The following is a 17,559-nucleotide window of genomic DNA, read 5'->3' on the forward strand; positions in this document are numbered from 1 at the left end:
TCCCACCCCCCGCCCACCGCACGGAGCACGTCACGACACCCAGGAGCAGCGACATGACCACCCCCCTTCCGCAGGACGCCCTTGACCCAGCGCCGGACCTGAGGACGAGTGATCTCGCGAGCGAGCCGGTGTTCCTCATGGCCCGGGCGAGTTCCCTGGCTTCCGCGTCCGCCAACCGGGCCCTGGGGGAACTGGACCTGAAGGTGCGCCATTACTCGGCCCTGTCCCTCGTGTGTTCGGACCTGCCCCCGTCCCAGCGGGATCTGAGCAGGTACCTTGTCCTGGACCCCAGCCAGATCGTGCTGATCGTGGATTCCCTCGAGCGTCGCGGGGCCGTAGTGCGGCGCACCGACCCCAATGATCGCCGCTCCAAGTTGATCGAGCCCACGGACAAGGGCCGCGAGCTCTACCGGCGTGCGCGCGCCGCGGTGGACCGCTGCACGGACGGGACAATGGCACCCCTGAGCGAGGACGAACGGGCCACCCTGTTGGACTTGCTGCAGCGCGTGGCACTGGGCTGAGCGCACCGTCATACGGCCCCGCCCGCCCCGGGATTCCGGGTGTTCACGCCCGCGAACACGTACCGTGGAACCAGCACACTCGACTCCCCCGCGCTCCCCCTACCGATCGAGGTCACGCACCATGCGCTCCGCCGCCCCCGCCGCCCTTTCCGCCCTCTGCGCCATGCTGCTGCTCACCGGCTGCGGTTCCGGCGGCGACGCGGGGGGCGACGACGCCGCGAACGGTACCGCAACGACGTCGTCCACCGCGACCGAACAGCCCAGCGCGACACCCACGCCCACCCAGCCGCCAGAGCTGATCGGCGGGGGCACCACCCTGTTCCCCGAGCGCCGGTTCGTGGCGCTCTACGGACACCCGGGCACCCCGGGGCTGGGCGCGCTGGGGGAGCAGGGGCCGGAGGAATCCGCCGAGCGGGCGATCGAGCTGGCCAAGCAGTACGAGCCCTACAGCCAGGAGAAAGTGATCCCGGCGTTCGAGATCATCGCGACCACCGCCTCCTCCGACCCGGGACCGGACGGCGACTTCTCCAGCGAGGCTCCCGTGGAGCGCCTCATGCCGTACATCGAGGCCGCGCAGAAGCACGGGATCTACGTGGTCCTGGACCTGCAGCCCGGCCGCTCGGACTTCCTGTCCCAGGCCAAGCGGTACGAGGAACTGCTCAAGCGGTCCAACGTGGGCCTGGCCCTGGACCCCGAGTGGCGGCTGGGGCCAGGGCAGTACCCGCTGCAGCAGATCGGGTCCGTGAGCGCTCAGGAGATCAACGAGACCACGCAGTGGCTCGCCCGGCTCACGGCCGAGAACGGCCTGCCCCAGAAGACCCTGATCCTGCACCAGTTCTCCATGCCCATGATCCAGAACCGTGAGGCCATCACGACGGACCACCCCGAGCTCGCGTTCCTCCTGCACGCGGACGGGCACGGCACCCCGGATCTGAAGATGTCCACGTGGGACGCTCTGCAGCACGAGCTGCCCCGGGGGATCCGCATGGCGTGGAAGAACTTCTACGACGAGGACACCCCCACGTTCACCCCCAAGCAGACCTTCGAGCTGACGCCCAAGCCGTGGTTCGTGTCCTACCAGTGAGCCGCTCGGGCTGGCGGAGTCTTTTGGTTCGGCAGACACCGCGGTTCCGGTGAGTCGCCCGGGCCGGAAGGCCCGCCACTCCCGAGGTTTTGAAGCGGGTGCTCCCAGGAAATTGTTCCGCGCCATGTCTTCCCCCGGACGGGACGTCGGGTCTAGATTATGAGGACCTGTTCGCTCCACGGAAGGAAGTGCCTATGGGACTCGGCGACAAGATCAGTAATGCTGCGGAGAAGGCTTCCGGTTCCGCCAAGGAAAAGCTTGGTGACGCCACGGACAACGCAGATCTGCAAGCTGAGGGTGCCGGGGAGAAAGCTTCCGGTGGCGCCAAGCAGTCCGTGGAGAACATCAAAGACGCCGGCAAGAATCTGAAGGACGGGCTGGGCTGAGATCCGCACCCGCCACCTTTCGACCGGAGGGCCCTCGTCGTGAACACGACGGGGGCCTTTCGCCTGCCCGCCCCACCGCGGTCCGGATCACCGCACCGCGAACCGCTTGCGCGCGATCAGCAGGCACACCAGGGATAGGGCCGCCACCGCCGCGTAGTAGATGCTCGGTGAGGTCAGAGAGCCGGTGGAGCTCACGAGCCACGCGAGCACGAGGGGTGCGAATCCCCCGAACACCGTGACGCCCAGGTTGTAGGCCACGGACATCCCCGTGGTGCGGATCTGCGTGGGGAACATGTCGGTGAGCAGCGCGGGCATGGGGCCGAAGTACAGGGCCATGATCACGCCCAGCACCGCTTGCACCACGGTTAGGGTGGCCACGGTCGGGACCGCGACCAACCACAGGAACAGCGGGTACACCACCACGATGCCCACCGCGGAGGCCACGAGCATGACCCGGGCAGGTCCCACGCGGTCCGCGAGGTGCCCCACGAACGGGGAGCCCACCAGGGTCACCGCGCCGGCCACCACACCGCCCAGGTACGCGGCCCACGAGGGCAGGTCGAAGTTCTGGATCGAGTACGTGGGCATGAACAGGATCGTGTACACGGACATGGACGCCAGGCCCACCACACCCGCGGCCGTGAGCCACCGGCCGGCGGAGTGGACGATGGTCTGCGCGAGGGGACCGCGCCCGAGGGACGGGCGGGGCGGCGTCGTTGTACCCGTGCTCTCCGAGGGCGACGACGCCGCTCGCGCACGCTCGTCCTGCAACGCCCGGAAGTCCGGGGTCTCGTCCATGCGCAAGCGGATGTAGAGGCCCACGGGGCCGATGAGCAGGCCGAAGAGGTAGGGGATGCGCCAGCCCCACGAGTACAGCGCGTCGTGGCTCAGCAGGGTGTGCAGCGCGAACCCGAAACCGGAGGCCATCAGGATCGCAAGGCCCTGGGTCGCCACTTGCCACGACCCGTAGAAGGCGCGCTTGTCGGGGGCGTTCTCGATCAGGAACGCGGTGGCCGTGCCGAACTCGCCACCGGCGGAGAAGCCCTGGATCAGGCGGGCGAGCAGGATGAGCAGCGCTGCCGCGGGGCCGATGACCGCCGCCGTGGGGGCGAGCAGCATGATGAGCGTGCCGAGCATCATCAGGGCAATCGTGATGGTCAGGGCCGGGCGGCGACCGTGGCGGTCCGCGTAGGAGCCCAGCACCAGGGCACCGAGCGGGCGAATCAGGTACGACAGTGCGAACGTACCGAACGTCAGCAGGGTGCCCGTGACCTGTCCGATCGAATCCGACTCGAAGAACAGCGCGGAAATCACGACCGCGAGGGACGAGTAGACGATGATGTCGAACCACTCGAGCGCGTTACCGATCGAGGACGCGACCACGGCGCGGCGAGCGGTGACACGCTGCTCGTGCGTGACGGGCAGATGGGTAGGTGCGCTACTCATGTCTGCACACTAGCCCACGGTTCGCTCCTCCCGCGGCCGCCGTGACGCCGCATGACGGCGAGCCGCCGACTTATACTGGGGCACGGCATGGAACCGGCACGGGACGTGTCACACCCCAGGACAGGAGCAGTGCAATGATCTTCATCGTGGTCAAGTTCGAGGTCAAGGACGAGTACGCCGAGCGCTGGCCCGAGATCGTCGCGGACTTCACTGCCGCGACCCGCCAGGAGCCGGGCAACAAGTGGTTCGACTGGTCCCGCAGCCTGGACAACCCCAACGAGTACGTGCTCGTGGAGGCCTTCGAGGACGACGCCGCCGAGGCCCACGTGAAGTCCGAGCACTTCACCGCCATGACCGAGAAGTTCCCGCCGTACCTCGTCCGCACCCCGCGCATCATCTCCCGCCAGATCGACGGTGACGGCTGGGATGAGATGGGTGAAGTCACCGTCGAGGGCTGAGGCATTGATGACCGGGGAACCCGTGAACCCGTGAACCGGTTCCTCGTGGGCCTGGACATCGGCGGATCCCACACCCGCGGCGTACTGTTCCGCGGGGACTCCCCGGTGCGCGAAGCTCGTTCCGGCAGCGCGAACGTGCAGAACGTCAGCCGGGAGCGGGCCACCCAGTCACTGCGGGAGATCTTCGCCCGCTTGGAACCGCCACCCGGCACCACGGTTCTCGCCGGCGCCGGCGGTGTGGACACCCCGCACGACGCCGCTGCACTGACGCAGCTCATTCGCTCCGTGGCTGAGGCCGCAGCGGGCGCTGGCCCGGCGCCGGGCATTTTTTCGGCGGCGGACGGTCACCCGGCACCGGGCGCCTACCCGGCGTCGCAGACGCCCGTGATCGCGGTGCATGACACCCGCCTGATCCTCGCCGCGGGCGGACACACCGAGGGCATCGCGGTGATCGCGGGAACCGGTTCCGTGGCGTGGGGTGTGAACGCTTCCGGCCACGGGACCCGCGCCGGGGGCTGGGGCTACCTGCTCGGCGACGAGGGCAGCGGGTACTGGCTCGGCCGGGAAGCGGTGCGCCATGTGCTGCGGGACGCGCAGCACCGGGGAGCGAGCGACGAGACCCCCGCAGAGGACGACCGGTTCGCTCGGGCCGTGTTGGGACACGCCGGGGTCGACACGCCCACCGAGCTGATCGCGGCGTTCCACGACCGCCCCGACCGCACCCACTGGGCCGGTCTAGCCCGCACGGTGATCGAGCTGGCCCCGCACGACGACGCCGCTCGCGAGTTGGTCTCGGCGGCCGCCTCGCACCTCGCGGAGCTGATCATCAACGTGGCCAGGAACCTGGGCGAGCCCCTCCCCGTAGTGATGGGAGGCGGGCTCGCAACCACCTCGGTGGGCGTGGAGCTCAGGGAACGCCTGGGCGATCATGGACTGCGGGTCACGCTGTTGGACCGGGAACCCGTGCTGGGAGCGCCCCTGCTCGCCCGCGCCACGGGGCTGTGGGACGGGCGAGCGGGTCGGGCGGGCTGAACACCCACGGGATCAGCGGAAGGCCGCCTCCCCGGTGAGCTGCTGGCCCAGGATGAGGGCGTGCACCTCATCCGTGCCCTCGTATGTGCGCACGGATTCCAGGTTGTTGGCGTGGCGCAGCGGGGAGTAGTCGAGGGTGACGCCGTTGCCGCCCAGGATCGTGCGGGCCTCGCGGGCAATCTTGATGGCCTCGCGGCAGTTGTTGAGCTTGCCCACCGAGATCTGGTGGTGCTGCAGTGTGCCGGCGTCCTTGAGGCGGCCGATCTGCAGTGCGAGCAGGAAGCCCTTGTCGATCTCGAGGGCCATGTCCGCGAACTTCTGCTGCGTGAGCTGGTACCCGGCCAGCGGGCGATCGAATTGCATGCGCTCCTGGGAATACTTCAGGGCCACCTCGAACGAGTCGCGGGCAGCGCCCATGGCACCCCAGATGATCCCGTACCGGGCTTCGTTGAGGCACGAGAACGGGCCGCGCAGCCCCTTGGCCTCGGGTAGCAGAGCGGATGCGGGAAGTCGCACGTCCGTGAGTTCGATCTCGCACTGGATCGAGGCCCGCATGGACAGCTTGGGCTGGATGGGCGTGGCCTTGAAGCCCGGGGTGTCGGTGGGCACCACGAAACCGCGTATGCCCTCGTCCGTCTGGGCCCAGATGACGGCCACCTTGGCCACGGTCGCCAGGCCGATCCACCGCTTGGCGCCGGAGATGACCCAGTCCTCGCCGTCGCGGCGCGCGAACGTCTTCATGGAACCGGGGTCGGAACCCGCGGTGGGCTCGGTGAGCCCGAAGCACCCGATGGCCTCACCGGCGGCCATGCGCGGGAGCCACTCCTGCTTCTGCTCCTCGGAGCCCCACTTGTAGATGGCGCTCATGGCCAGGGAGCCCTGCACGGACACGAACGTGCGCAGACCGGAATCCCCGGCTTCCAGCTCGGCGCCGGCCAGGCCGTATTCCACGGCGGAACGGCCCGCGCAGCCGTATCCCTTCAGGTGCATACCCAGCAGGCCCAGCTTGGCCATCTCCGGGACGATCTCCAGGGGGAAGACCGCTTTCTCGTACCACTCGGCGATGTTGGGGCGGATGGTGGTGTCCACGAACTCCCGCACGGTGGATCGCAGAGCGATCTCTTCCTCGTTCAGCAGGGAGTCGAAGCCCACCAGGTCCATGACGTTGACGGTGTTCTGTTGGCTCATGTTCTCACTGTACGGTGACGGGGCTCACGGAGCCACGCCACAATCGTTTCCGTGTCCTGCCCGAGCTGCGGCGGGGCGACCGTGGGGGATTCCAGGGGTGGGGTCCAGCGGGCCGGATGACGGAACTGCCGTCCCACGGTCCTGCCCTCCCGATCCTGGACGTCCACCGTGGGTTCCAGTCCGAGGTCCTCGGCCAGCGTGACGCCCTCGCCGATCCCGGCGACCTTGCCCGCAGGCACCCCTTCCTCGGTCAGCGCTTCCTGCCACTCGCGGGCGGTCCGGGCGGACAGCGCCTCCTCCAGAAGCGGCACGAGGTCGTCGCGGTGGGCCACGCGCGCCGAGTTCGTGGCGAACCGTTCGTCGTCCGCGACCTCGGGAATGCCCAGCACGGCCGTGAATCTGCGGAACTGTCCGTCGTTGCCCACGGTCACCGCAAGGGGCGCGTCCGCGCAGTGCAACAACTGGTAGGGGACGATGGACGGGTGGGCATTGCCCATGCGCTCGGGGACCTTACCGGCACCCAGGTATGCCTGGCCCTGGTTGACGAGGGCACCCTGCAGACTCGAGAGCAGACTGACGTCGATGTGCGCGCCGCGGCCCGTGCGGCGTCGCGCTTCGAGGGCCGCGAGCGCGCCGATCGTGGCGTCCTTGGCGGTCAGGACGTCCACCAGGGCCACGCCCACCTTGGTGGGCTCGCCGTCCGCGGCGCCCGTGATGCTCATGAGCCCACCCACGGCCTGGACCAGGAAGTCGTAACCGGCCAGGTGGGCGCCCTCGGCGGTGCCGAAACCGGACACGGACACGTAGACCACGCCGGGGTTCTCGCGCGAGATCTCCTCGTAGCCCAGGCCGAGCTTGGCCATCCCGCCGGGCTTGAAGTTCTCCACGACCACGTCCGCGCGCAGGGCGAGTTCGCGCGCGAGTTCCCGCCCGTCCTCGTCCCGCAGGTCCAGGCACACGGATTCCTTGTTGCGGTTCACGGACTCGAAGTACGTGGCACCGGTCTCGGAATAGGGCGGACCCCACGCGCGCGTGTCGTCACCGGTGCCCGGGCGCTCGACCTTGATCACGCGGGCACCGAGGTCCGCGAGCGTCATGGTGCACAGCGGCCCCGCGAGCACGCGCGAGAAATCGGCCACGAGCACACCGTCCAGGGGCAGCGCTTCGGTCACGGGGTCCTCCTCAGATCGACGATGTCCTCCACTCTAGGTGCGCCGCCGCGGCCGCGGCTCGACGACGTCGCTACGCTTCCGGGTCGCCGCCCGCCGCACGTCTACGGGCGACGACGCTCGGCCGGGCGCGCTACCCGTCCAGTTCACCACGCACAGGTTGTACGTCAGTTCCGTCTCCCCGGACGGCGCCGCTCGGTACAGCTCCGCGCACACGGTCGCCCCGGCAAGCACACCGTAGGCGCCGTCGAACCGGACGGCCCTGGGCTGGGAGTCCAGATGCGAGCCGACCATCACGTACGGGGCGCCCGGACACAGCTCGAAGAGGCCGAACTCGTTACCGATCGCGTCGTAGTACACCGTGGCACCGCGCGATCAACCACCCGACGAACCACTGCCGATTGAGCCCGTCCGCGGTGGTCGCCGCTTGGCACTCCACTCCCCCGGACTCGAGCCCGGCGTTGCGGGACATCCGCCGGAAATCCCGCGGGAGCGCCTGATGCAGTGCGGACATGAACCCTCCTGAGCCATGAACCAGTTGCGGCCACGGTAGGCACGGTCACATCACGAACGGTCCGCGCGGCGGTCCCCCCACGCCTTCTCCGCACCGCTGGCCAAGAGCACCCCGCAGCACATCCACACCGCGGCGGCCGGGCCCAGGGGTGCCGCGAAGACACCCGCAACCAGGGGGAGGATCACCTGCCCCAGGCGATTACCCGTCAACCGGACCGCCAGGGCGGAGCCGCGCCAGTTGCCCGGGACGGACGTGGTGATCATGGTCATGGTGAGTGGCTGACCCAAACCCAACAGGAATCCACCCACGGCCAGGAAGAACGCCGCGGCCCAGAAGTTCCCCAGCACGAGCGGTGGGATGACCAGCGTGATGCCGGCCCCGAACAAACATGTCAGCAGCAGACCCCGCCGCGAGAACCGCTGGGACAACCACGGCAGGAGCAACCGGGAGGCAATGGACGCGAAACCCCGGACGCCGAGCAACAGACCCACGACCGCGGGAGCCACACCGGCCTCCTCCCCGATGACCGGCAGGAAGGCGGTGAGGATATCGAGCATCGCGAGCAGGGACAGTGCGGCGAGCATGTGGGACGCCACCCGGGGCACCCTGAGCACCCGTGCGATGGTGGGTTTGTCGGCTGATTCGGAACGCGCCGCAGTACCGGAGGTCGCGCGGGACGGGGCTGCGTCCGCCGCGGGTGTCCCGGCGCGCAGGAGCAACAGCGGAACGGCCGCGAGCGAGATCGCGGCACCGATCCACAGTGCCTGGTTCACGTCCGCGAGGCGCTCCGGGGAGGTCGCGGACGAGCTGTGCCCCACGAGCCAACCGCCCAGGGCGGGGCCGATCATCTGCCCCGCGGAGAACGCTGCGGTGAACCACCCGAACCCCTTGTCCAGGTCCCGGTCCGCGGCGTAACGGGCGATCGCCGTCTGACCCCCGATCGTGAAGCTCAGGTGCCCCATGCCCAGCACGGCGCTCGCGGCCACGACCGCCCACACCGTGGGTGACAGCGCCAGCAGCGCCCCACCGGCGACCAGCAGAAACACCCCGGAAAGGGTCAGCACGCGCAATTGCCGGGTGCGGTCCGAGTACCGCCCGAGCCACACCGCGGTGAGCAGCGGGACCAGGGCGTACGCGGCCGTGGTCAACCCGATCGTGATCGAGTCCGCGTGCAGCGCGAGCAGTTTGTAGGACGTGACCGGTCGCAACAGGTTCACGGTGGCCTGGGTCAACACCCCGCATGCCACGAGCAGCCACAACCACGCGCCGGCGCGTGCCCCACGAACCGAATCAATCACCGGCAGCCTTCCTCAGGCATACGCCCAGGGGCGTCCGAGGCGACGCGCTCCGACAGCCGGAATCGTTGCACGGTGCGGTGCAGGGCGCCACCGCTGCGGCCCTCGCCGAGCTCTGAGGACACCAGGGAGAGCTCGCTGACGGTCCACGCGGGCCCCTCGTACACGGACAGCGCGTGCACTACATGCGCGAGCTCGGGCCCGGGGCGCGCCACGGTGCGTGAGCTGCGGCGTCGTTCGCGAGCCTTGCGCGTGCGCTCGGCACGGGACATGCGCGCGACCGTGAGGTGGGCGCGCTGTCTTGCGCGCTCCTCGGGGTCCAGCGAGCACGCGTGCATGAGCTCCACGAGCGCGTCCGAGGCACCACCCACGCCCATCCACAGGGTTGTGCCGGAGAAGGATCCCGCGCCTCGCAAACACACGGTGAGCGGTGCGTGGTCCCGGGCGACGTCGCTCAGCAGCTCCCCGAGCTCCGGCACCGCAGCCTCGGGTTGCTCGCCGTAGAACGCAAGGGTGACGTGCCACTGCTCGGGGTCGCCCCAGCGCAGTGCGGTGCCGGTGAGTTCACGGACCTCACGCAATGCACCGATCAGGTGCTCACGTGCGGCCCGGGTGGGGTGAACAGCCGCGAACAGCCTCATGCGCCCACCCTAGACGGTGCGCGGCGGTAACCGGATCAGCTCCACGCTCGTGAGGGCACCCGCGTCAGCGACCGCGCGCATGTACGTGCAGTGTGGTTGGCGCCGCCGGTCGGTGGGGCTGCCGGGGTTGAGCAAGCGCATCCCGGAGGGCGCCACGGTGTCCCAGGGGATGTGGCTATGGCCGAAGACCAGGACGTCGATGTCCGGGAACGCCCGGTCCATACGCCGCTCCCGTCCGCTTGAGGCGCCGGTCTCGTGCGTCATGGCGAACCGCACCCCCTCGAGCGCGCAGTATGCGGTTTCAGGCATGCGTTTGCGTAACTCGGGGCCGTCATTGTTGCCCCACACCGCGATCAGCTTCCGGGAGCGCTGCTCGAGGGCCTCGAACGTGGCCAGGTCCACCCAGTCACCGGCGTGGAGCACCACGTCCGCGGCGTCGACCTCGCGCCACACCTGGTCCGGGAGGGCCTTGGCCCGCTTGGGCAGGTGGGTGTCCGCGAGGAGGAGGATCGAGGTGCTCACGCCCCCATTGTGCCCGTCAGCATTCGATCACATTGACCGCGAGGCCGCCGCGCGAGGTCTCCTTGTACTTGATCTTCATGTCCGCGCCGGTCTCCCGCATGGTCTTGACCACTTGATCCAGGGAGACCTTGTGGGTCCCGTCCCCCTGCATGGACAGCCGGGCGGAGTTGATGGCCTTGACGCTCGCGATCGCATTGCGCTCGATGCACGGAATCTGCACGAGCCCGCCCACAGGGTCGCACGTGAGCCCCAGGTTGTGCTCGATCCCCATTTCCGCCGCGCACTCCACCTGCCGGGGGCTCCCGCCCAGCACCGCACACAGGCCGGCGGCCGCCATGGAACACGCCGATCCCACCTCGCCCTGGCAACCCACCTCGGCGCCGGAGATCGAGGCGTTCTCCTTGATCACGATCCCGATCGCCGCGGCGGTGAGCAGGAAGTCCACGATCTTGTCATCGCACGCGTCCGCCATGAACCGCGTGTAGAAGTGCAGCACCGCCGGGATGATCCCTGCCGCGCCGTTCGTGGGGGCCGTGACGATCCGCCCGCCGGACGCATTCTCCTCGTTGACCGCGAGCGCGTACAGGTTGACCCAGTCCATGCCGTAGAAGGGGTCGTTGCCGGGTTCCTTGGTGAGCAGCTGCTTGCGCATCTCCGGCGCACGACGGCGCACCTTCAGTCCCCCGGGCAGGGTCTTCTCCTCGCGCGTGCACCCATTCTCCACACATTCCTGCATCACGGACCAGATGTGCAGCAGCTGCTCCCGGGTCTGTTCCGCGGGCCGCCACGACAGCTCGTTCGCGGCCATGATCTGGGCGATGCTCAGACCCTCGGTCTCGCAGATGGCCAGCAATTCATCACCCGTGCTGAACGGGTAGGCCACGGGGGTGCTGTCCGCGACCACCTTGTCCGCACCGCTCGCGGACTCGTCCACCACGAAACCACCGCCCACGGAGTAGTAGATCCGTTCGCGGATGACCTCGCCGGCGGCGCCGTAGGCGGTGAAGCTCATCCCGTTGGGGTGGGTGGGCAGGGACTTCCTGCGGTGCATGATCACGTCACGGGAACGGTCGAAGGCTACGGGGTGTGTGCCCCCGAGCAGCAGTTGCCCTTTCTCCCCCGCGAGCGCGACCTTCTGGTCCGCGAGGTCCGTGTCCACGGTCTCGGGGTCCTCGCCCATAAGCCCCAGCACCACGGCCTTGTCCGATCCGTGGCCCCACCCGGTGGCCCCCAAGGAGCCGAAGAGCTGGGAGTGGACCCGGGTCACGGACTCCAGCAGGGCGTCGGCGGCGAGCCCGGCCACGAAGAGCCGTGCGGCCCGCATGGGCCCCACCGTGTGGGAGGACGACGGTCCGATACCCACCGAGAACAGATCCAGAACACTGAGCGCCACGTTGCGTTTCTCCCCACTGTCAGGCCCTCGGGCGCGGCGTGGATGGTGCCGTGCGAGGCCGGGCGGCCGCGCGGCGCGGAAGGCTCCGCACGGATCGGCTACACCGTACGTGGGTCCCACATGGCGGGCAAGCCTCGCAGGCTCGGTGGCCGACGGCGCCGCACGCGACCACCCGCGGCCCGGCACCCTGGGAGGGGAGCCGGGCCTTCACCGCGGGAGTGGCCGGGCCACGGCGGGCTCCGCCGGAGGGCTCAGAACTCCCAGTCCGCGTCGGTGGTGTCCTCCCCCTTGCCCATCACGTAGCTGGAGCCGGGGCTGCTGAAGAAGTCGTGGTTCTCGTCGCTGCCCGGGGACAGCGCCGCCAGGATCTCGGGGTTCACCCGCGTTTTCTCGGCCGGGAACCGCTCGGGGTAGCCCAGGTTCATGAGCGCCTTGTTCGCATTGTTGTACCGCACGAAGACCGCCACGTCCTCCATCAGCCCCAGCGGTTCGTAGAGCGCCCCGAGTACCGCAGCCCGAGCTCCGAGAGCGTCTCCAGCGGCTCGAACGTCAACTCCTGCATCTGCGCGCGTGCACGGACTGCATGAAGGCAGTGTTCGTGTACGCCGCCTCCTCGTGCTGCGTGCGGGTGCCCTGGATCCGGCAGATCCCCCCACCGTGGCCTACACGGTGTCCAGCATGGTCAGGCCCGTGAACACCCGCGTGGTCAGCGTCCGCTCCTCCGGGCGCATCCGTTGCCACGCGGGAATGTCGGTGGACAGCGGAACCTTCTCCGGGAGCCAGAAGTTGGCGGTGAACCGGTTCCACACCTCCAGGTCCTTGCCGTCCGGCACCCGGTTCCAGTTCACCGGACGCAGGCGCGCGGTCGGGTCCTTCCGGCAGGCGAGCGAGGTGATCGAGTGCTGCGGGTAGAGGGCGTTCGTGAAGTCGTCGCTCTTCTCGCTGCCGTAGTGGATGCGCTGCGGGGCCAGGTACCCGGACAGGTTCATCTGACCCAGGCCGACGCCGTGCGACGCCGCGTTGCCCGCCGCCACCGAGGGCACCGCGGCCACGTCCGCCTGCCCGGCGACGGCGCACGGCAGCCGGTCCCGCCGCAGCAGCGCACCGTCCTGGTGGCCCTGGTTCACGAGCACCTGAATGCTCAGGGCCGCATCCCGCAGCCAGGTGCAGCGGTAGTCCCAGTTGCGCCCCCACGAAGTCCTCCGGCAGGGACGTGGTGGGCGCCGCGACGATCCCGCCGGTCTCCGGGTGGGTCAGGGTGCGCAGCACCGGCAGGGAGCGGGTGACGATCTCGTCGTAGCCGCCCCCGCAGCCCACCGCTGAGACCCAGTCGTCCAGGCCGCCGCCGGCCACCCGCGCACCAACAGGCGCCGTCGCGCCGTTCCCGTGCCCGGCCTCCTGCGCCCCGGTCTCGTTTCCAGCCTCAGCCGCTGGCACGAACCCCGACGCCGCCCGCTGGCCGTCCCCCGGGGTGCGGCAGCGCAGCCCGAGCCTCTGTCCACCCCCTACCCTGATCCCATGGACAACATCAGGACCCTTGTGATTCTCGGCGCCTCCGGCGACCTCACCGCGCGACTGCTCCTGCCGGGGCTCGGTTCGCTGCTGGACCTGCAGCCGGAGCGGGAGATCACGATCGTCGGCTCCGCCCGGGACGACTTCCCGGGTCCACTGGGTCCGGACGACGACGTGCGTGCGGGGACCTGGGAGGAGACGGTCGCCAAGGCGTTCGCGTCCGTGGGCGCCACCGGCCCCGCCGTGGAGCGAGCGCAGCGGGAGACGCACTGGGTCTCGTGCGACGTCACCGAGGCTGCGGACCTCGAGAAGCTGCTCGGCGACGTCGTCGGCCCCGTGTGCCTGTACTTCGCGCTGGCTCCCGCCATCACCAAGAAGGCGTGCGCAGCGCTGGCCGAGCTGGACTCGCTGCCCGAGGACCTGTACCTGGCGCTCGAGAAGCCCGTGGGCACGGACCTGGCCTCCGCGCGGGCGCTGAACGCGCAGGTGGGGCAGCTGGTGGACGAGCAGCACACGTTCCGCGTGGACCACTTCCTGGGCATGCCCGGCGTGCTGGACATCGTGGGCCTGCGCTTCGCCAACCGACTGTTCGAGCCGCTGTGGGACCGGCGGCACGTGGAGTCCATCGAGATCGTCTTCGACGAGACGCTCGCCCTGGAGGGCCGCGGGGAGTTCTACGACAGCACGGGTGCCGCCCGGGACATGCTGCAGTCCCACCTGCTGCAGGTCATGGCGCTGACGATGATGGACCCGCCTTCCCGATTCGACGCCGTGGAGGTCCCCGCCAACACCGCGCACATCCTGCGCGCCACCCGGCTGTGGGACGAGGAGTCCACCATGCACGCCGCCGAGCACCCCGGGATCACCCCGGTGGTCCGCGGCCGCTACACCGCGGGAACCACGGGCGGGCACGACGTCCCGGACTACGCGGAGGAGAAGGACGTGGACCCGCAGCGGGAGACCGAGACGTTCGTGCAGGTCACCCTGGAGGTGGACACCTGGCGTTGGAACGGGGTGCCGGTGACCCTGCGCTCCGGCAAGGCGATCGGCAACCCCGCCCAGCACATCCGCGTGACCTTCCGCCGCCCGCCCCACGAGTACAAGGGCTGGCCGCACCCCCTGGCCCCGGACGTACTCAGCGTGGGCTTCGAGGAGGAGCACGTGCAGCTCGAGACCAACGTGGGCAGCCCCTTCGACTCCCGCGGCATGAACCGTCTCACCCTCTCCAGCGGCGTCCCGGAGCCGGGGCTCACGGCCTACGGCTCCGTGATGCGCTGGATCCTGGACGGGGACCCCACCTTCACCGTGCGCGCGGACGCCACGGAGGAGGGGTGGCGGATCATCGACCTCATCCAGAACGCCTACGACACCTGCGCCCCCCTGCAGGAGTACCCCGCAGGATCGGCGGGCCCGCGCGTCAAATAGAGACTTATTCATACACACGTCCCTTTCACGGCGGGGCATGACCTGGGGGCGTGTCCTCCTCTGGTATCCAGGGAAAGTCCAGGCAATCCGCTGGACCTTCAACGCGTGACAGGGGAGAACCACATGCCATCATCGGCGCACGGCCCGGCGGGCGAGTCCCGGGATCGGAACGGGGAGAAGACCGAAGCCGTCCCCGCCGCAGGCCACGAGGGCCACGGCGCGGCAGCAGCCGGTGCCGCCAGCCATGGTGCGGCGAGCGCCGGGGCGGCCACCGCCCCCGGCCAGCAGCCTTACGCCTACTCTCCGCCAGCGGCTCTGTCCACGATGACCCCGCGCCACTGGTGGGTTCCCGCCGTGGCCGGGGCGGCCGGCTACGTGGGCATGGTGCTGGGCACCGTGCTCGCCATGCTGCTCACGCTCCTGGGCGCAGCCATCGCGGGGGACTCCAGCGGGAGTCTCACGGATCAGGTGGACAACCAGATCGGCACCTTCACCGGTGAGGCCCCCGACCTCTCCGGCGCCGCATGGTTCCTGTCCGTGCCGTTCCAGCTGGCCGCCATGGCCGCGCTGGTGCCGCTGCGCGTGATCGCGAGCGTCGGTGGCGAGGGCGGCACCGCGGGCATCACCGTGCCGCAGCACTTCGCCCTGGCGTGCGGCATCGCCGCCGCGTGGTTCGTGGCGCGCAAGCTCTCGGCGGGTCTGCGCGTGGAGACGCGCGCCGTGCAGTGGGTCATGGCCGCCGTGGGCGGCGTGGTGTGGGGCGCGCTGGCGCTGATCGTCACCGCGGTGACCGTGCTGCGCATGGACCTCTCCGTGTTCTACTCCACCCTCCAGCTGCGCATCACCGCCGTGGGGCCGGGCCTGTTCGCCGTGCTCCTGGTGGTGGGTCTGCTGAGCATCGCCTCCGCACTGAACGTGCGCTCCACCCAGGCCGCTCCGGGCCGCGTGGTGATCGGCGCCGAGCGCTCCCTGCCGGGTGCGCTTCAGGTGCTGCGTCCCATCGTTGTTCAGTTCACCGTGTTCGCCGTGGTGGCGGGCCTGGGACTTCTGATCTGGGCCTTCGTGAAGTACGGCGCCGTGGCGGGCTTCTCCGCCCTGTTCTGGCTGCCCGTGGCCGTGGGCTGGCTGTTCGTGCTCTCCCTGCTCTCCGCGCTGACCGCGGGTGGCGCGGCGATCTCCTACACGGACCTGACCGGCAACTCCCACGCGTTCTACCTGTGGAGCGAGGGCACCGTGCCCGGCTGGGCTGTGGTGCTGTGCATCCTGCTGGCGCTGGTCTCCGTGCTGTGCGCGGCCACCGCCTGGGGGCACGTGCGTCCCATGAACCAGCGCGTGGCGCGCAACCCCTTCGCGTGGGCCGTGCTGCCCCTCGCGTACTTCGTGCTCGGCATCCTGCTCATGTGGCTGCTCAACGTCAGCGGTTTCGCCGCGGAGGCGGGCAGCCGGACCCAGGGGGCGGGCTTCAGCCTGCGCCCCGCCGGGTGGACGTGCCTGGTGCTCCTGCTGTGGGGTGCGGTGATCGAGCTGCTCGCCCGCTTCGTGGTACCCGCGTTCATGAACTCCCTGCCCGCCGGGGTCACCCGCGGTCTGCGCGGTTCCGAGCGCTCCCGCGGCCGCGCCGCCGTGGTGGCCTCCGCCGCCGCAGTGGGTGGAGCCGGTGGCGCGGTGGCTGCCGCCGGGCACCACGCTGCCACCGCACCGGGCACGACGACGTCCGCGACCCCCGCGGCGACGTCGTCCCCCGCGGCCTGCCCCACCGAGGACACGGTGACCGCCCAGCGCGGTGACACCGCCGGGCTCACCCCGGGTGAGCAGACCCGCGTGCTGCCCAGCTACGACGACGCCCGCCCGGCAGCCGCCGCGCAGCCCGAGCGCACGCCCATGGACCCGGCCAAGAAGAAGCGGATCCGGTTGATCGCGATCATCGTGGGCGCCCTGGTGCTGCTGGCCATGGCCGCGGTGATCGTGTTCTCGGTGCTCAGCCGCACTGTCTTCGGCCCGGACAACCAGGCCGAGGAGCTGCTGCAGTCCGTGCAGGACGGCAAGGCGTCCGCCGTGGCGAAGGCCGCGGACCCGAACGTGGCCACCGGCGAGCGCGCGCTGCTCACGGACGAGATCTACGGAGCCGCCGAGAACCGGGTGTCCTCGTACAAGGTCAAGGACACGCAGATCGACGGCGACCACGCCACGGTCAACGCCACCGTGACCCAGGACGGCGTGACCACCCCGGTCTCGCTGCCCATGGTCAGCGACTCGCGCGCCGGACTGTTCAAGTCCTGGCGCGTGGACGAGACCGCAGCCGGGTCCTCGCTCTACCAGACGTTCAGCGTGGAGGTTCCCGCGGGTGTGGACGAGCTGACCGTGAACGACCAGAAGGTCACGGTGGACAAGCAGAACGACCCCCACGCCCAGGAATTCACCGTGCTCCCGGGCGACTACGCCGTGGGCGTGTCCTCCGCGAGCAAGTACGTGACCTACGGCGGCAACCAGGTGGCGCAGATCCGCGCCGGGGCGGAGTCGATGGACTCGGGCATGTCCTTCAGCCAGTCCTTCACCCCGGCGCTGGAGCAGGACCTCACCAAGCAGCTCAACGCCAAGCTGGACACGTGCGCCAAGTCCGGCGAGTTCGAGCCGGACGGCTGCCCCTTCGGGTACTCGATCTTCGGGGACGAGAAGGACTACCGGAACCCGGTGTGGAGCATCGAGCGCTACCCCACCTATTCGGTGTCCCGCTCCCCGTTCGGCAGCGGTGAGATCTCCTTCTCCACGAGCAAGTCCGGGGAGGCGCGTCTGAACTACCAGCACAACGAGGAGTACGACGACGACGAGCCCGCCGACTGGTCCGACGAGGACACCACCACGAGCATCTCCACCTCCGGCACCGTGACGGTGTCCGGGGACAAGATCACCGTGGACTCCAACGACTGACCCGCTCCCCCGGTGACGGACGCCGGTGCCAGCTTCCGGTACCGG

The 17,559-nt window shown here is 69.8% G+C and carries 14 protein-coding genes and 3 pseudogenes; 7 read left to right on the forward strand and 10 right to left on the reverse strand.

Going from position 1 to position 17,559, the window contains the following annotated elements; all coding sequences use genetic code 11:
* Positions 1–53 precede the first annotated feature (53 nt).
* The 3 genes from RF646_RS07565 (at position 54) to RF646_RS07575 (ending at position 1,991) form a co-directional block, all read left to right on the forward strand.
* On the forward strand, positions 54–521 hold the full coding sequence (locus tag RF646_RS07565; protein WP_368835639.1) for a MarR family winged helix-turn-helix transcriptional regulator: 468 nt from the start codon (positions 54–56) through the stop codon (positions 519–521).
* 121 nt (positions 522–642) lie between these two features.
* On the forward strand, positions 643–1,605 hold the full coding sequence (locus RF646_RS07570; protein WP_368835640.1) for a hypothetical protein: 963 nt from the start codon (positions 643–645) through the stop codon (positions 1,603–1,605).
* A 194-nt stretch (positions 1,606–1,799) separates the two neighbouring features.
* Positions 1,800–1,991, forward strand: a complete 192-nt coding sequence (locus tag RF646_RS07575) for a CsbD family protein (protein WP_035965533.1) — start codon at positions 1,800–1,802, stop codon at positions 1,989–1,991.
* Between the two features lie 87 nt (positions 1,992–2,078).
* Here RF646_RS07575 and RF646_RS07580 read toward each other — a convergent pair whose 3' ends face one another.
* Positions 2,079–3,437 carry an MFS transporter gene (locus tag RF646_RS07580; RefSeq protein ID WP_367401993.1) on the reverse strand — a complete coding sequence of 453 codons (1,359 nt, stop codon included), beginning with the start codon at positions 3,435–3,437 and terminating at the stop codon, positions 2,079–2,081.
* A 134-nt stretch (positions 3,438–3,571) separates the two neighbouring features.
* Here RF646_RS07580 and RF646_RS07585 point away from each other — a divergent pair, with 134 nt between their 5' ends.
* Together RF646_RS07585 and RF646_RS07590 are read left to right on the forward strand one after the other, a co-directional pair.
* A complete protein-coding gene (locus RF646_RS07585; protein ID WP_064845396.1) occupies positions 3,572–3,895 on the forward strand; it encodes a putative quinol monooxygenase in 324 nt (107 codons plus the stop codon).
* Between the two features lie 30 nt (positions 3,896–3,925).
* On the forward strand, positions 3,926–4,927 hold the full coding sequence (locus RF646_RS07590; RefSeq protein WP_368835641.1) for an N-acetylglucosamine kinase: 1,002 nt from the start codon (positions 3,926–3,928) through the stop codon (positions 4,925–4,927).
* 12 nt (positions 4,928–4,939) lie between these two features.
* Here RF646_RS07590 and RF646_RS07595 read toward each other — a convergent pair whose 3' ends face one another.
* From RF646_RS07595 to RF646_RS07635, 9 genes and pseudogenes are all read right to left on the reverse strand, one after another.
* Positions 4,940–6,115, reverse strand: coding sequence for an acyl-CoA dehydrogenase family protein (locus RF646_RS07595; RefSeq protein ID WP_368835642.1), 1,176 nt, complete (start codon positions 6,113–6,115; stop codon positions 4,940–4,942).
* Positions 6,112–7,287: a CaiB/BaiF CoA transferase family protein gene (locus tag RF646_RS07600; RefSeq protein ID WP_368835643.1), complete on the reverse strand. Its 1,176-nt coding sequence runs from the start codon at positions 7,285–7,287 to the stop codon at positions 6,112–6,114. The genes RF646_RS07595 and RF646_RS07600 overlap by 4 nt, the downstream gene beginning before the upstream one ends.
* 138 nt (positions 7,288–7,425) lie before the next feature.
* Positions 7,426–7,798: pseudogene (locus tag RF646_RS07605) on the reverse strand (Zn-dependent hydrolase); the annotation flags it as partial.
* Positions 7,799–7,848: 50 nt separating this feature from the next.
* On the reverse strand, positions 7,849–9,096 hold the full coding sequence (locus RF646_RS07610) for an MFS transporter (RefSeq protein WP_368835644.1): 1,248 nt from the start codon (positions 9,094–9,096) through the stop codon (positions 7,849–7,851).
* A complete protein-coding gene (gene thpR / locus RF646_RS07615) occupies positions 9,093–9,734 on the reverse strand; it encodes an RNA 2',3'-cyclic phosphodiesterase (RefSeq protein WP_144931893.1) in 642 nt (213 codons plus the stop codon). The genes RF646_RS07610 and thpR overlap by 4 nt, the downstream gene beginning before the upstream one ends.
* A 9-nt stretch (positions 9,735–9,743) precedes the next feature.
* A complete protein-coding gene (locus tag RF646_RS07620) occupies positions 9,744–10,256 on the reverse strand; it encodes a metallophosphoesterase (RefSeq protein ID WP_368835645.1) in 513 nt (170 codons plus the stop codon).
* 16 nt (positions 10,257–10,272) lie between these two features.
* Positions 10,273–11,649, reverse strand: coding sequence for an L-serine ammonia-lyase (locus tag RF646_RS07625; protein WP_368835646.1), 1,377 nt, complete (start codon positions 11,647–11,649; stop codon positions 10,273–10,275).
* 251 nt (positions 11,650–11,900) lie between these two features.
* A pseudogene (locus tag RF646_RS07630) lies at positions 11,901–12,506 on the reverse strand (ribonucleotide-diphosphate reductase subunit beta).
* Between the two features lie 51 nt (positions 12,507–12,557).
* Positions 12,558–12,936: pseudogene (locus RF646_RS07635) on the reverse strand (glycoside hydrolase family 15 protein); the annotation flags it as partial.
* Positions 12,937–13,167: 231 nt separating this feature from the next.
* Here RF646_RS07635 and RF646_RS07640 point away from each other — a divergent pair.
* Together RF646_RS07640 and RF646_RS07645 are read left to right on the forward strand one after the other, a co-directional pair.
* A complete protein-coding gene (locus RF646_RS07640) occupies positions 13,168–14,586 on the forward strand; it encodes a glucose-6-phosphate dehydrogenase (RefSeq protein ID WP_094393236.1) in 1,419 nt (472 codons plus the stop codon).
* 123 nt (positions 14,587–14,709) lie between these two features.
* Positions 14,710–17,514 carry a hypothetical protein gene (locus RF646_RS07645; protein WP_368835647.1) on the forward strand — a complete coding sequence of 935 codons (2,805 nt, stop codon included), beginning with the start codon at positions 14,710–14,712 and terminating at the stop codon, positions 17,512–17,514.
* The last annotated feature ends 45 nt before the right edge of the window (positions 17,515–17,559 follow it).

The sequence above is a fragment of the Kocuria sp. CPCC 205261 genome, assembly GCF_040981025.1.
GTDB classification, from domain to species: Bacteria; Actinomycetota; Actinomycetes; order Actinomycetales; family Micrococcaceae; genus Kocuria; species Kocuria marina.